This is a genomic window from Pseudomonas nitroreducens (assembly GCF_024170165.1).
Lineage (GTDB): Bacteria > Pseudomonadota > Gammaproteobacteria > Pseudomonadales > Pseudomonadaceae > Pseudomonas > Pseudomonas nitroreducens_C.
This window is the reverse complement of sequence record NZ_JALJXP010000020.1, coordinates 44575-57889: the sequence shown is the minus strand read 5'-3', so window position 1 is coordinate 57889 and position 13315 is coordinate 44575. Positions and strand designations below refer to the sequence as shown.

Annotated in this window: 14 protein-coding genes; 6 read left to right on the top strand and 8 right to left on the bottom strand. The window is 64.3% G+C overall.

The annotated features are described in order from the left end of the window. Positions 1 to 745: 745 nt before the first annotated feature. From J2T47_RS28355 to cmoB, 6 genes are all read left to right on the top strand, one after another. Positions 746 to 1141: a protease inhibitor I42 family protein gene (locus tag J2T47_RS28355; protein ID WP_253453984.1), complete on the top strand. Its 396-nt coding sequence runs from the start codon at positions 746 to 748 to the stop codon at positions 1139 to 1141. A gap of 108 nt (positions 1142 to 1249) precedes the next feature. After that, the gene (locus J2T47_RS28350) at positions 1250 to 1924 is read left to right on the top strand and encodes a lysoplasmalogenase (protein ID WP_253453981.1); all 675 of its coding nucleotides are present in this window, start codon (positions 1250 to 1252) and stop codon (positions 1922 to 1924) included. A 1-nt stretch (position 1925) separates the two neighbouring features. Continuing rightward, positions 1926 to 2672, top strand: coding sequence for a substrate-binding periplasmic protein (locus tag J2T47_RS28345; RefSeq protein ID WP_253453979.1), 747 nt, complete (start codon positions 1926 to 1928; stop codon positions 2670 to 2672). Between the two features lie 87 nt (positions 2673 to 2759). Further along, positions 2760 to 3332, top strand: a complete 573-nt coding sequence (locus tag J2T47_RS28340; protein WP_081517641.1) for a hypothetical protein — start codon at positions 2760 to 2762, stop codon at positions 3330 to 3332. A 113-nt stretch (positions 3333 to 3445) separates the two neighbouring features. After that, positions 3446 to 4186, top strand: coding sequence for a carboxy-S-adenosyl-L-methionine synthase CmoA (gene cmoA, locus J2T47_RS28335; RefSeq protein ID WP_253453977.1), 741 nt, complete (start codon positions 3446 to 3448; stop codon positions 4184 to 4186). Continuing rightward, positions 4183 to 5151 (top strand): tRNA 5-methoxyuridine(34)/uridine 5-oxyacetic acid(34) synthase CmoB, encoded by a 969-nt coding sequence (gene cmoB, locus J2T47_RS28330; protein WP_253453974.1) that lies wholly within the window; start codon positions 4183 to 4185, stop codon positions 5149 to 5151. The genes cmoA and cmoB overlap by 4 nt, the downstream gene beginning before the upstream one ends. 254 nt (positions 5152 to 5405) lie before the next feature. Here the strand turns inward: cmoB and pdxJ are convergent, their stop codons facing one another. The 8 genes from pdxJ to J2T47_RS28290 form a co-directional block, all read right to left on the bottom strand. Further along, positions 5406 to 6149 carry a pyridoxine 5'-phosphate synthase gene (gene pdxJ, locus J2T47_RS28325; RefSeq protein ID WP_138212457.1) on the bottom strand — a complete coding sequence of 248 codons (744 nt, stop codon included), beginning with the start codon at positions 6147 to 6149 and terminating at the stop codon, positions 5406 to 5408. Next, positions 6142 to 6846, bottom strand: a complete 705-nt coding sequence (gene recO / locus J2T47_RS28320) for a DNA repair protein RecO (protein WP_253453972.1) — start codon at positions 6844 to 6846, stop codon at positions 6142 to 6144. The genes pdxJ and recO overlap by 8 nt, the downstream gene beginning before the upstream one ends. An 88-nt stretch (positions 6847 to 6934) precedes the next feature. Beyond that, on the bottom strand, positions 6935 to 7876 hold the full coding sequence (gene era / locus J2T47_RS28315; RefSeq protein ID WP_138212455.1) for a GTPase Era: 942 nt from the start codon (positions 7874 to 7876) through the stop codon (positions 6935 to 6937). Then, complete coding sequence (gene rnc / locus J2T47_RS28310) at positions 7869 to 8561, bottom strand: ribonuclease III (protein ID WP_017517395.1); 693 nt, start codon at positions 8559 to 8561, stop codon at positions 7869 to 7871. The genes era and rnc overlap by 8 nt, the downstream gene beginning before the upstream one ends. Continuing rightward, the gene (locus J2T47_RS28305; RefSeq protein WP_253453970.1) at positions 8558 to 8935 is read right to left on the bottom strand and encodes a DUF4845 domain-containing protein; all 378 of its coding nucleotides are present in this window, start codon (positions 8933 to 8935) and stop codon (positions 8558 to 8560) included. Before J2T47_RS28305 ends, rnc begins: the two co-directional genes overlap by 4 nt. A 142-nt stretch (positions 8936 to 9077) precedes the next feature. Then, the gene (lepB, locus tag J2T47_RS28300) at positions 9078 to 9932 is read right to left on the bottom strand and encodes a signal peptidase I (RefSeq protein ID WP_253453968.1); all 855 of its coding nucleotides are present in this window, start codon (positions 9930 to 9932) and stop codon (positions 9078 to 9080) included. 5 nt (positions 9933 to 9937) lie between these two features. Further along, positions 9938 to 11737, bottom strand: coding sequence for a translation elongation factor 4 (gene lepA, locus J2T47_RS28295; RefSeq protein ID WP_045210230.1), 1800 nt, complete (start codon positions 11735 to 11737; stop codon positions 9938 to 9940). Between the two features lie 147 nt (positions 11738 to 11884). Then, positions 11885 to 13315 (bottom strand): DegQ family serine endoprotease, encoded by a 1431-nt coding sequence (locus J2T47_RS28290; RefSeq protein ID WP_253453966.1) that lies wholly within the window; start codon positions 13313 to 13315, stop codon positions 11885 to 11887.

Sequence of the window (13315 nt, the reverse complement as noted above, 5' to 3'; positions counted from 1 at the left end):
GTTGACGGGCCATCCCTGGCCCGACAACGCTCTCGCGACATCCATGTCGCTCAACCCCTGAAACTCCGATCACCTTCGGCCTCCTGAAAGGGGCAGTCCGGAGCGTGCGGGTATTTCCCTGGAAGACCTCAAAAGCAAAATGCGAGGGCCAAGGTTTCCGTAGGGCGGATAACCCGGAACGGGTTATCCGCCGATGCCACAACGGCGGATAACGCTGACGCGTTATGCGCCCTACAGCCTGTTCGCGAGCAAGCTCGCTACTACGAAGAGCCGAATATCCCAATCCGCAGCTCTGGCTCTGGCTCTGGCTCTGGCTTTGGCTTTGGCTTTGGCTTTGGCTTTGGCTCAGAAATGTTTCCAGAGAAACACCAGTGCACTCCGACTGCCCCGTTCAGGAGGCCTCGTTGAAGCGGAGTTTCAGGGGTTGAGCGGCATGGATGCCGCGAGAGCCGTGATGGGCCAGGGATGGCCCTTCGCGGCGTGCCCCTGAAACTCCGCTTCAACGAGGGAATTTTTCGCCTAAGCGAAAAACCGGATGTCCGGGGCAAGCCTTCTTGGTTACTTCTTTGGGGGCGGCCTTCCGACGTTTGGAAGAAGTGACTCGCCCGAGGGGGCGAAACAAGATGCACGGGCGTACGCCGAAGCGACGCTAGAACGCCCAAGCCAAAAGCATCGCGGCTGTGCGACCGCTCCTACGCCGATTGCGTTATCCTGCGGCCCAACCTGTCCCCTCCCAGGAGCCGTCATGCCGTCGTACCGCCCGTTGCTGCCCCTCTCCCTGGCCCTGCTCGCCGGCTGCGCCGGGCAGACCAAGCCCGTGGTCACCCTGGAAGACGCCAGCGACTGCAAGCCGCTGAAGCTTCACACCGGCCAGGAGCTGGTGCTGATCCTGCCGAGCAACCCCACCACCGGTTTCCGTTGGGAACTGCGCAACGCCGCCAACGGCCTGCTGCGCGCCCTCGGCCCGGAGGTCTACAGCAATCCGGAAGACGCCGGCCTGGTCGGCAGCGCCGGCGAATCCACCTGGCGCTTCCGCGTGACCGCCGCCGGCGAGGACAAACTGGAACTGGCCTACCGCCGCCCCTGGGAAGCCGAAGTAGCCCCGGCGCAGACCTTCGTCTGCCCGATCACCGTCAAGTAACCCGGGACCAGCAAGGCGCCATAAGCCGCTCGCCCTGGCGCCTTCGGCCTGTGGGCAGGGCACCTCGCTGCGGCACAGTGGGCGTTCATTTCCTCGGGAGGGAACCCCATGCGCTGGGCACTCTTGGCACTGATCGGCGGTGCCGCCTACCTGTTCGCCGTCACCTTCGACCTGCCCACCCTGCGCATGCTGTGCAAGCCGCTGCCGGTGCTGGCCATGCTGTTGTGGATTCTCGCCACGCCCGCCGACGGCTATCGCCGCTGGGTCGCCATCGGCCTGGTGCTGTCGATGCTCGGCGACATCCTGCTGGAATGGCCGATCAACGCCTTCGTGCCCGGCCTCGCCGCCTTCCTGCTGGCACACCTGGCGTACCTGGTCGCCTACCTGGGCGATACCCGCCGCTTCGCCCCGCTCGGTCTGCTGGTCGCAGGCGGCGTGGGTGGCGGCCTGTTCGCCCTGCTCTACAGCCGCGGCCTGGGCCCACTGCTGCTGCCGATTGCGCTGTATAGCCTGACCATCAGCGCCATGCTCTGGCGCGCCATTGCCCGCCTTGGCGTGCCCTCCATCGCCCATGCCAGCCGGGTGTTCGCCGCCCTGGGCGCGCTGCTGTTCGTCAGCTCCGATTCGATGATCGGCATCAGCCGCTTCGTCGCCGCTTTCGACGGCTCCTCCTACGCCATCATGCTCACCTACTGGCTCGGCCAGTTCGGTATTGCCGCGTCCGTCACTTCCCGTCATATCGCTCTGCCATACTCGGAAGGACACTCCACTTCCCGGGCCTGACATGCTGCGAATCGCTTCACCGCTGCTGCTCCTCTGTTCGGCGCTGGCCAGCGCCGAACCCCTGCGCCTGGCCGGCGACGACTGGTGCCCCTATCTCTGCCCGGGCGATCCGGACAAACCCGGTTATCTGCTCGAGGCCCTCGACCAGTTGCTGCCGCAACCGCCGCGCTTCGAGCCCCTGCCCTGGCCTCGCGCCCTGCAGATGGCCCGCGAGGGCCTGGTGGACGGCGTGGTCGGCGCCTACAGCGAAGAGTCCGCGGACCTGCTGATCGGCGAGGAACCCATCGGCTGGGTGACCATGCGTTTCTACGTGCGCAACGACAACCCCTGGACCTGGCAGGGTCCCACCTCGCTGAGCAGCCAGTCCATCGGATTGGCGCAAGGCTATTCCTACGGCAAGGAACTGGACGACTGGCGTGACGAACATCTCGCCAACCACGAGCAGGTGCAGGTGCTCAGTGGCGAGAAGGTGCTCGAACGCAACATCCAGAAGCTGCTGCTCGGGCGTATCACGGTGCTGCTGGAAGACAGCCAGATCGTCGAGCACTACCTGCAGCGCCACGGCCTCCTGGAGCGCATTCAAGCGGCCGGCGAGCTCGCCGATAAACGTCCCATGTACGTTGCGCTCAACCCGCGTCTGGAAGGCGTGCAGGAGCGCCTGACCGACCTCGACGAGGGCCTGCGCGAACTGCGCCGCAACGACCAGTGGAAACCCCTGATGCAGGGTTACGGCATCGCCGTTGACTAGTCCTGCGAAGGCGTGAGAAAAGTCCGGCAGAGCCCTCTGTCATCGGCTATAGATCAATCAATAAGAGACTGGGAAAAGGGGAGCTCCATGCGTGCAGTAGTTCGCTCGATGTTGTTGCTGGGAGCCTGCCTGACACTCTCGGCCTGTGGCAGCCTGTTGCCCAGCGAACGCGCGGAAGTGCAGTCACCATTCCTGGATTACCAGGATGCACAGAGCCGCTACAACCAGGTCGATCCTGGCAAGACCACCAAGTCGCAGCTCTACGCGCTGGGCTTCGATCCGCTGTCCCAGGGCAACGCCAAGATGCTTTCGTTCATCGACGTGCGCCTGCTCTTCGTACAGCCCAACATCCCCATCGACTACCTGCCAGACGGCCTGGTGACCTGCCTGCAGGCCAAGGATCGCTGCGTCGGCTACGCCTTCGACTTCAACAAGACTGACAGCCAGCGTGTGGGCAGCTTCTGGGCCGACATCTTCAACTTCCGCAAACGCCGCCAGGTGCAGGGCTGGTCGTTCCGCCCGGTGTTCGTGCTGATCGACGACGTGGTGGTGCACAAGACCAGCAACGGCGAGCCGAACATCCGCCGCATGGAAGACAAGAAGAATCCCCTCGGCCCGCTGCAGGGCGCCGGCGAATACTTCTCCGACCAGCTCAAGTGACCCTTATCGGCTGAAGCTTGGGCGCACCCGGCGCCTCGGCTACAATGCGCGCCCCGGCAAACCGGGCGCGCCGCGCCTGGTCGCCTGTTCAGCGTAACGAGGCCCCATCCAGCGTGAGCGAATCCGACCGCATCTTCGCCCAGCCGCAAACCCAGGTTCCCGACTTCACCTTCAACGAGGACGTGGTGCGCGTCTTCCCGGACATGATCAAGCGATCGGTGCCGGGCTACCCCACCATCGTCGAGAACATAGGTGTGCTCGGCGCGCGCTTCGCCGCGCCGAACAGCGTGCTCTACGACCTTGGCTGCTCGCTCGGCGCGGTGACCCAGGCGCTGCGCCGCCACGTGAAGACCGAAGGCTGCCGTGTCATCGGCGTCGACAATTCCGCGCCGATGATCGAACGCTGCGGCGAATACCTGCGCGCCCAGGACGCCATGCACCAGGAACTGCTGCCGGTCGAACTGATCGAGGCGGACATCCTCAGGCTGGACCTCAAGCCCTGCTCGCTGATCGCACTGAACTTCACCCTGCAGTTCATCGCCCCCGAACAACGCCTGGAACTGCTCAGCCGCCTGCGCAGCGCCCTGCTGCCCGGCGGTGCGCTGATCCTCTCGGAAAAACTGCGCTTCGCCGACGAGCAGGAGCACGAGCTGCTCACCGACCTGCACATCGACTTCAAGCGCGCCAATGGCTACAGCGAACTGGAAATCGCCCAGAAGCGCACCGCCATCGAGAACGTCATGCGCCCCGACACCCTGGAGACCCACCGCGAGCGCCTGCTGGCCGCCGGCTTCTCCAAGGTCGTGCCCTGGTTCCAGTGCCTCAACTTCGCTTCCCTGATTGCCCTGCCATGATCGAACGCTTCGACCTCGACCGCCTGCGCCTTGAACTGGCCGGCACGCCACTGGAATCCTGGGCCGGCTCGCTGCCCGCACAACTGGCCGGCAAGGTCGACGATGGCCATGGCGATCTCGAACGCTGGCTGGCCGCGGTGGATCGCCTGCCCGAGCTGCAGGCCGCCGCCGTCGAGCTGCGCGAGCGCTTCAACCTCGAAGGCGACTGCGACGAGGACACCCGCGCGCAGCTCAAGCTCGCCCTGCAAGGGCTGATCCCGTGGCGCAAGGGGCCGTTCAACCTGTTCGGCGTGCACATCGACACCGAATGGCGCTCGGACTGGAAGTGGGAGCGCGTGTCGCCGCACATCGATCTGGCAGGAAAACGCATCCTCGATGTTGGCTGCGGCAATGGCTACTACCAGTGGCGCATGCTCGGCGCTGGCGCACGCAGCGTGGTTGGCGTGGACCCGAACTGGCTGTTCTTCTGCCAGTTCCTCGCCATGAAGCGCTACCTGCCGGATCTGCCGGCCTGGCACCTGCCTTTCGCCCTGGAAGACCTGCCCGAGAAGCTGGAAGGCTTCGACACGGTGTTCTCCATGGGCGTGCTCTACCACCGCCGCTCGCCCATCGACCACCTGCTGGCGCTCAAGGATTGCCTGCGCCGTGGCGGCGAACTGGTGCTGGAAACCCTGGTGGTGGAAGGCGACGTGAACAGCGTGCTGGTGCCCGAAGATCGCTACGCGCAGATGCGCAACGTGTGGTTCCTGCCGTCGGTGCCGGCGCTGGAGCTGTGGCTGCGCCGTGCAGGCTTCACCGACGTGCGCAGCGTCGACGTGAGCCGCACCTCGGTAGAGGAACAGCGCGCCACCGAGTGGATGCGCTATCAGTCGCTGCCGGACTTCCTCGATCCGGACGACCACAGCCGCACCCTCGAAGGCCTGCCGGCGCCGCTGCGCGCCACGCTGGTGGCGCGCAAGCCCTGATTTGCCTGTAATGCGATAGAGGCATAGCTCGCTTACATCAAGCTCTGTGCAGCTGCCTGCCCTCTCCCCACGCCCTGGCTGCGCGCCCCGCCCCGAAGGGCGAGGGAGCCACTCGGCGCTCCCGGTCAGGACGGAGCCAGCCAGCTAGCACAAGGCTACCCGTCCGCACCGGACAGTCCCCTCTCCCTTCAGGGAGAGGGTTAGGGAGAGGGAAATTCTCTGGCTCGAATTACCCGATGAAGCTCTTCCCCCAGTCAGCGATTCGCCGCCGCCACGATCAGCGCCTTCATCTCGGCAACTGCCTGCTTGAAGCCCACGAACAGCGCATGGGCAACGATGGCGTGGCCGATGTTCAGCTCGTTGATCCCGGCGATGGCTGCTACCGGCTCGGCATTGTGGTAATGCAGGCCGTGACCGGCGTTGACGATCAGGCCGTGGGACAGGCCGAACTCCACGCCATCGCGGATGCGTGCCAGCTCATGGGCGCCTTCGGCGGGGTTGTGGGCGTCGGCGTAACGACCGGTGTGCAGCTCGACGGCCGGGGCGCCAACCCGAGCCGAAGCCTCGATCTGGCGCTGGTCCGGGTCGATGAACAGCGACACCTCGCAGCCAGCGGCCGCCAGGCGCTGCACCGCTTCGCGGATGCGCGCTTCCTGGCCGGCGACGTCCAGGCCACCCTCGGTGGTCAGCTCCTGGCGGGTCTCCGGGACCAGGCAGACATGGGCAGGGCGGATGATCTCGGCGAACTTCATCATCTCCTCGGTGACGCCCATCTCGAAGTTCATGCGGGTCTGCAGGACTTCGGCCAGCACGCGCACGTCGCGGTCCTGGATGTGCCGGCGATCTTCGCGCAGGTGCACGGTGATGCCGTCGGCGCCGGCTTCCTCGGCGTCCAGAGCAGCTTTCACCGGGTCGGGATAACGGGTGCCGCGGGCCTGGCGCAGGGTGGCGACGTGGTCGATGTTCACGCCGAGCAGGATACGGTTGGCTTCAGTCACGGGAGTTGTCCTTGCGATTCATGAAGAGCTCGCGGCTGACCAGCGGTCGGCCGCCAAGATGGGGTGCCAGGGCCTGGCGCATCAGGCGCTTGGCCGCTGCCAGGGCGCCAGGGGCGTTCCAGTCGGCTTCTGCCATGGCCAGCAGGTCGACGCCATGGAACAGCCCCGGCTGCAGGCTGCCGACCGGTTCCAGTCCAGAGTCAGGCAGCAGGCGGTAGAGTCCGTCGGGCGCCACAGCCTGGCCGACGATATCGGTGTCCAGGGAAAAACCATAGCCCAGGTCGTCCAGCAGCCGCCATTCGAAAGAGCGCAGCAGCGGCTCCAGCGGACTGCCGGCAGCCAGCAGTGGCAGGGTCGCACGGTAATGTTCGAACAGCGCGGGATGCGGATCTTCCACGGGCAGCAGGCGGACCATCAGCTCGTTCAGGTAGAGGCCGCTGAACAGCGCTTCGCCACTGAGCAGGTTGGGAATGCCATTGGGTTCCAGGCGCACGACATTCTTCAGGTCGCTGCGCCCGCGGAATTCGCCTTCCAGCGGCACGAACGGCCGCGCCAGCGCACCAGCCTTACCCCGCGCACCGCGAAGAACGGCGCGCAGTCGTCCTTGCGGGGTGAAGAAATCCACCAGCGCGCTGGTTTCCTTGTAGGGACGGCTGTGCAGGACGAAAGCGGCTTGGGCAGTAGAAGCGAGGCTCATGGCACTGCGCCTGGAGTGGGAGTCGGGAGGCGGGCGCGCTCAGGCACCCGAAGGGTACGCCCCGCGAATGCTCGCGGGGTGCTGAAGGTCAGAGGTCGCCGTAGCCCAGAGAACGCAGTGCGCGCTCGTCGTCGGACCAGCCGCCTTTCACTTTCACCCAGAGATTGAGCATGACCTTGGAGTCGAACAGCACTTCCATGTCCTTGCGGGCGTTCTGGCCGATGCTTTTGATGCGATCGCCCTTGTCGCCGATGATGATCTTCTTCTGGCCGTCGCGCTCCACGAGGATCAGCGCGTGGATGTGCAGGATCGGACCGTCCTGCTTGAACTCTTCGATCTCCACGGCGACCTGGTACGGCAGCTCGGCGCCCAGCTGGCGCATGATCTTCTCGCGCACCAGTTCGGCGGCGAGGAAGCGGCTGCTGCGGTCGGTGATCTGGTCTTCCGGGAAGAAGTGATCATTCTCCGGCAGGCGCTCGGCCACCAGGCCTTCGAGCACGTCGAGGTTCTGCCCGTGCTGGGCGGAAATCGGCACGACTTCGGCGTTGGGCAGCTGCTCGGCCAGCCACTGCAGGTGCGGCAGCAACTCGCCCTTGTCTTCCATACGGTCAACCTTGTTCACCGCCAGCAGGACCGGGCAGCTCACGTACTTGACCTTGTCGTAGACCATCTGGTCTTCGTCGGTCCAGCGGTTGCGGTCGACGACGAAGATCACCACATCGACGTCCTTCAGCGCGGCGCTGGCCGAACGGTTCATATAGCGGTTCAGTGCCTTGTCGTTGTCCTTGTGCAGGCCGGGGGTGTCGACATACACCGCCTGCACATCACCCTCGGTCTTGATGCCCAGCAGGGTGTGGCGGGTGGTCTGCGGCTTGCGCGAGGTGATCGCCAGCTTCTGCCCGAGGATGTGGTTGAGCAGGGTCGACTTGCCTACGTTGGGGCGGCCGACGATGGCGACGTAACCGCAACGAACGGTTCCTGCTTCATCGTGCTCGGATGGGTCGTGCTGGTCTTGCTCGTGCTCACTCATGGCCATTCTCCACGCCCAGGGCTGCCAGTGCGGCGGCGGCGGCCACCTGCTCGGCGATGCGGCGGCTGCCGCCGTGACCGTGGGTCTTGTCGTTCAGCAGGGCCACCTCGCACTCCACGAAGAAAGTGCGGCAATGCGGTTCGCCCTGGATATCCACCACGTCGTAACGCGGCAATTCGCACCCACGGGACTGCAGGAATTCCTGCAGGCGGGTCTTGGGGTCCTTGTTGGTATCCACCGGGGTCAGCTCGCGCAGCTGCGGGCCGAGCCAGTCCATGATCCGCTCGCGGGCGGAATCCATGCCGGTGTCCAGATAAATGGCGCCGATCAGCGCCTCCATGGCGTCAGCCAGGATCGACTCGCGACGATAACCGCCGCTCTTCAGCTCACCCGAGCCCAGTCGCAGGTAATCCCCGATCTCGAAACCGCGGGCCAGCAGAGCCAGGGTCTCGCCTTTCACCAGTCGCGCGCGCAGGCGCGACAGCTGGCCTTCACGGGCCTGGGGGAAGTGGGTGAACAAGGCTTCGCCGATGACGAAGTTGAGGATGGCGTCACCGAGGAACTCCAGGCGCTCGTTGTTGCGTCCGGCGAAACTGCGATGGGTCAGCGCCAGGACCATCAGGTCCTGGTCGCGGAAGGTGTAGCCAAGCTTGCGCTCGAGTCGATCCAGACTGTTGTTACTCACGGCATTCGTACACGGAATTCTTTGTCAAATTTGACCACCAGGTCGATGTTCTGCACCAGTGGCTCGCGTCTTTCGTATTTCAGGTGGGCGCGGAACTCGTTGTTCTCAAGTTTCACGTCCAGGGCATCTTCCAGCTTCAGATCCCGAATCCCGTTGATCGTCAGCGCCTTGCTCACATAGGCGTAGAACTCCGGAACCGAGCGCACTTCCGCGGCCTTATCGGTCTCCACCGAGGTGATGGCCTTCTCGATGGCGTAGTAGTCCATGTAGTGCGGGAAGATCTTGAACGCAGCGCTGGCAAAGAATGCCACGACGGCGAGTACGGCCAGCCAACCCAGCAACGACATTCCCTTCTGCGAACGTGCGTACGTCATATCGACCTCATGTCGGTATCTTTCTTATTTGCCCGCCAACCGCGGCAGGTCCAAGTGAAGCGGGGCCGCCTCGCTCCCCGCGTGCAGCCCCGCCCGTTTTCAGCACCGATCCAGCCCTGCAGGCCTGGAACGTCTCACCAGTTTAGTGAATCACACCAACTCGCGAGAAATTCGGCAGATTGCGCATCTTCGGATCCGGCCAGCTCATCCAGACCGCAAAGGCCTTGCCGACGATATTGCGGTCCGGAACCATGCCCAGCAGGTCCTTCGGAATCTTCGGATCGTTCCAGTAGCGGCTGTCGTTGGAGTTGTCGCGGTTGTCGCCCATCATGAAGTAATGGCCGGCCGGCACTTTCCACTGCTTGCCCGGCTCGATGCGGAAGCGGGTCATTTCCTTGCGGATCATGTGCTCCGCCGCGCCCAGCTTCTCCTGGTACAGGGTCACGCTGCCGAGGGTGCCCGGCTCCTCGCCCACCAGCGATTCGGCCACGGCCTGGTCGTTGATGAACAGGCGCTTGTCGCTGGTGTAGCGGATGGTGTCACCCGGCACGCCGACCACACGCTTGATGTAGTTGATGTTCGGGTCGCTGGGGTAGCGGAACACCATGACATCGCCACGCTGCGGGTCACCCACGGGGATCACCTTGGTGTCGAGCACCGGCAGGCGGATGCCGTAGGCGAACTTGTTCACCAGGATGAAATCGCCCACTTCCAGGGTCGGCTTCATCGAGCCCGACGGGATCTGGAAGGGCTCGACCAGGAACGAACGCAGCACCAGCACGATGAACAGCACCGGGAAGAACGACTTGCCGTACTCGACCAGTACCGGCTCCTTGTTCAGTTTCTCCAGCACTTGCGGGTCAGCTTCGCTGACCGAACCTTCGTAGGCGGAAATGGCCGCCCGGCGGCGCGGTGCGAACAGCACCAGGTCCACCAGGGCGAGAACGCCGCATACCGCAACGGCAATCACCAGCAACAGCGGGAAATTCAGGGTCATAGGGTTCAACTGTCCACTTTGAGCACAGCGAGGAAGGCTTCCTGCGGAATCTCCACGCTACCGACCTGCTTCATCCTTTTCTTACCGGCCTTCTGCTTCTCCAGCAGCTTGCGCTTACGGCTCACGTCACCACCGTAGCACTTGGCCAACACGTTCTTCCTGAGCGCCTTGACCGTCGAGCGAGCGATGATCTGCCCACCGATGGCCGCCTGAATCGCGACGTCGAACATCTGCCGCGGAATCAGTTCCTTCATCTTCTCCACCAGCTGACGACCCTTGTACGGGGCGTTGTCGCGGTGAACGATCAGGGCGAGGGCGTCAACCTTCTCACCGTTGATCAACACATCGAGGCGGACCAGATTGGCCGGCTCGAAGCGGTCGAAGCTGTAGTCCAGCGAAGCATAGCCACGGCTGGTGGACTTCAGGCGGTCGAAGAAGTCCAGCACCACTTCGTTCATCGGCAGATCGTAGATCACCTGGACCTGGCCGCTGAGGAAGTGCATGTCGCGCTGGACGCCGCGCTTCTCGATGCACAGGGTAATGACGTTGCCCAGGTGCTCCTGAGGCACAAGAATGGTCGCGCGGCAGATCGGCTCGCGCATTTCGTCGATGGACGAGAGGTCGGGCAGCTTTGACGGGTTGTCGACGTAGAGGATCTCGCCGTTCTTCTGCACGATCTCGAAGATCACGGTCGGTGCGGTGGTGATCAGGTCCAGGTCGTATTCGCGCTCCAGGCGCTCCTGGATGATCTCCATGTGCAGCATGCCGAGGAAGCCGATGCGGAAGCCGAAGCCCAGGGCCTCGGAGCTTTCCGGCTCGTACTGCAGCGCGGCGTCGTTCAGGGTCAGCTTCTGCAGGGCTTCGCGGAAGTCCTCGAAGTCATCGGAGCTGACCGGGAACAGGCCGGCGTAGACCTGCGGTTTGATGCGCTTGAAGCCCGGCAGCACGTCCACGTCGGGGGTGTTGTTCAGGGTCAGGGTATCGCCCACCGGCGCACCGAGGATGTCCTTGATGCCGGCGATGATGAAGCCCACTTCGCCGGCCTTGAGATCCGGAGTCTCGGTGTGCTTCGGAGTGAAGACGCCGACGCTGTCCACCTGGTGGACCTTGCCGGTGGACTTCACCAGGATCTTGTCGCCCTTCTTGACGCGGCCGTGCTTCACACGCACCAGCGAGACCACGCCCAGGTAGTTGTCGAACCAGGAGTCGATGATCAGCGCCTGCAGCGGCGCGTCGATCTCGCCTTCCGGAGCGGGAATGGCGGTGACCAGGCGCTCCAGCACATCTTCCACACCCATGCCGCTCTTGGCCGAGCAGGCAACGGCGTCGGTGGCGTCGATGCCGATGATGCTTTCGATCTCGTCCTTCACGCGGTCCGGATCGGCCTGCGGCAGGTCCATCTTGTTCAGCACGGGCATGACTTCCAGGCCCTGCTCGATGGCGGTGTAGCAGTTGGCGACCGACTGCGCTTCCACGCCCTGGCCGGCGTCCACCACCAGCAGCGCGCCTTCGCAGGCGGCCAGCGAACGGCTGACTTCGTAGGTGAAGTCGACGTGGCCGGGGGTGTCGATGAAGTTCAGCTGGTAGGTCTTGCCGTCCTTCGCCTTGTAGTGAAGGGTGACGCTGTGCGCCTTGATGGTGATGCCGCGCTCACGCTCCAGGTCCATGGAGTCCAGTACCTGGGCCTCCATCTCGCGGTCGGACAGGCCGCCGCACATCTGGATGAAGCGGTCTGCCAGCGTCGACTTGCCATGGTCGATGTGGGCGATGATGGAGAAATTGCGGATATGACTCAGGTCACTCACGGCGAACACACTCGGAAGGCTGAAGGCGGCGGTCCGCCGAAAAATAGCGGGGGAGTTTACCTGACTACAGCCTGATGCGTCACGCCGCGCCGGACGGTCAGGCATGAAAAAGGGCGACCGGAGTCGCCCTTTTCTGGTGCGCCGACCTTATTCGGTCAGCTTGAAGGTGATGAAGCTCGCACGTCCCTGGCGCAGCACGCGCATGGAAATCGAACGATCCTTCGGCAGCGCCTTGGCGATCTCGCTGAAGGTTTTCGAGGAATCCACAGCACGGTTGTTCAGGTGGGTGATGACATCGCCCGGACGCAGTCCGATCATGCCCGCCGGACCGCCCTGCACTTCCTTGATGACCACGCCGCCCTTGATATCCAGGGACTTGCGTTGCTCGGCGGTCAGCTCGGCCACGGTCACACCCATGCGGTTGCTGCTACGCTCGGCGCCCTTGCCCTCGACGGCAGCGACGGCATCGTCGTCGTCCGGCAGGCTGCCGATGGTCATGTTCAGGGTCTGGCGCTTGTTGTCACGAATGACTTCCAGAGCCGCCTTGTCGCCCGGCTTCATGTTGCCCACCAGGTGCGGCAGGTCAGCGGATTCGTTGATGGTCTGGCCATTCAGGCTCAGGATCACGTCACCTACCTGCAGGCCGCCCTTGGCTGCCGGGCCGTCCTCCACCAGCTGTGCAACCAGCGCGCCGGCCGGCTTGTCGAGGCCGAAGGACTCAGCCAGGTCCTTGTTCACTTCCTGGATCACTACGCCCAGCCAGCCGCGATTGACCTTGCCGCCAGCCTTGAGCTGATCGGCGACGTTCAGCGCCACATCGATCGGGATCGCGAAGGAAAGCCCCATGAAGCCGCCGGAACGGGTGAAGATCTGCGAGTTGATGCCTACCACTTCGCCCTGCAGGTTCAGCAGCGGACCGCCGGAGTTGCCCGGGTTGATCGCCACGTCGGTCTGGATGAACGGCACGTAGTTCTCGTTCGGCAGGCTGCGGCCCTTGGCGCTGACGATACCGGCAGTCACCGAGTGGTCGAAGCCGAACGGCGAACCGATGGCCAGCACCCACTCACCGACCTTCAGCTTGTCGGAGTCGCCCAGCTTGAGCGTCGGCAGGCCCTTGGCATCGATCTTCAGCACGGCCACGTCGCTGCGCGGGTCGGCACCGACCAGCTTGGCCTTGTGCTCGCTGCGGTCGGACAGGCGCACGAGGATCTCGTCGGCGTCGGCCACCACGTGGTTGTTGGTGAGGATGTAGCCATCATCGGAAATGATGAAGCCCGAACCCAGCGACTGGGCCTCGCGCTGCTGGCCACGGGGCGTCTGCCCCTGGCCGCCCTGGCCGCGGGGAATGCTGCGCTCGAAGAATTCGCGCAGGCCCGGCGGCAGGCCGTCGAGGTCCGGTATGCCCATCTGCGCGTTGGAGCGGTCGGGAAGTTTCTGGGTGGTACTGATGTTGACCACCGCCGGCGAGGCCTTCTCGACCAGCGGAGTGAAGTCCGGTAGTTCAGCCCGCGCGGTGACCGACAGGCTCAGGGCCAGCAGGGCGACCAGCGCAGCCATGCTGCGTTTCAGGGTTTGCAT